1 protein-coding gene is annotated in these 1,446 nt (G+C 47.2%); it reads right to left on the bottom strand.

Annotated elements, in window-relative coordinates:
* Positions 1 to 1,446, bottom strand: a 1,446-nt coding sequence (gene pnp, locus A3738_RS12685; protein WP_068763617.1) for a polyribonucleotide nucleotidyltransferase, incomplete at both ends; no start/stop codon positions are given.

The following is a 1,446-nucleotide window of genomic DNA, read 5'->3' on the forward strand; positions in this document are numbered from 1 at the left end:
ATCGCAGGTGCTTTATCAGAAACAGACTCACGAGGGTTCTCGATGACTTTGTTCATTTCTTCAAGGATGAACAAACGAGCATCTTGAGCTTGTTTAAGCGCAATCGTCATGATCTCTTCGTTGATACCTTCGATCTTGATATCCATTTGAAGCGCTGTGATACCTTCGTCAGTACCCGCTACTTTAAAGTCCATGTCGCCTAGGTGGTCTTCGTCACCAAGGATGTCGGTCAGAACTGCGAAACCGTCGCCTTCTTTAACAAGACCCATTGCGATGCCAGCAACTGGTGCTGCAAGTGGAACACCTGCATCCATCAATGCCAAGCTTGAACCACAAACAGAAGCCATAGAACTTGAACCGTTTGATTCAGTGATTTCTGAAACAACACGTACTGCATATGGGAACTCCTCTTCGTTTGGCATAAGCGCTTGAACACCACGCTTAGCAAGACGACCGTGACCAATCTCACGACGACCTGGTGCGCCCATACGACCACACTCACCTACTGAGTAAGGAGGGAAGTTGTAGTGCAACATGAAGTGCTCTTTAGTATCGCCTTCAAGTGTGTCAACGATTTGTGCGTCACGCGTAGTACCAAGCGTAGTCGCAACGATTGCTTGCGTTTCACCACGAGTAAACAATGCAGAACCGTGTGCATTTGGAAGTACGCCAACTTCAACAGAAATTGGACGAACTGTTTCATTGTTACGACCATCGATACGCGGCTCTTTCGCAATGATACGACCACGAACGATTTGCTTCTCTAGCTTGCTGAAGTAAGCCTTAACGTCTTCTTCGCTTGCTGCGCCTTCTTCACCTGTTGCAATCGCTGCAACTGCTTGGTTACGAAGCTCGCCCAATGCGCCGTAACGCGCCATTTTGTCACTTGTGCTGTATGCAGCAGTAATGCCTTCAGCAAACTGCGTTTTGATCGCGTCTGCTAGTACAATGTTAACTTCTGGTGCTGACCATTCCCACTGCTCAGTACCAACTTCAGCTGCGAATTCTGATACAGCGTTGATCACTGTTTGCATTTCTTGGTGAGCGAATAGAACCGCACCAAGCATCTCGTCTTCAGTAAGCTCTTTTGCTTCTGACTCAACCATCAATACTGCGTCTTTCGTACCCGCTACAACCATGTCTAGTAAAGAGTCTTTTAGCTCTTCGTTAGTTGGGTTAAGTGAGTAGCCATTTTCATCAGTGAACGCAACACGTGCTGCACCGATAGGACCAGCAAAAGGAACGCCAGAAACAGCAAGCGCTGCAGACGTACCAATCATTGCTGCAATATCAGGGTCTTGCGTTTTGTTCGCAGACATAACCTGACATACAACCTGAACTTCGTTCACGAAACCATTTGGGAAAAGTGGGCGAATTGGACGGTCGATCAAACGCGAAGTTAGTGTTTCTTTCTCGCTTGGACGATTTTCACGCTTGATATAACCA

It is taken from the genome of Oleiphilus sp. HI0066 (assembly GCF_001635725.1).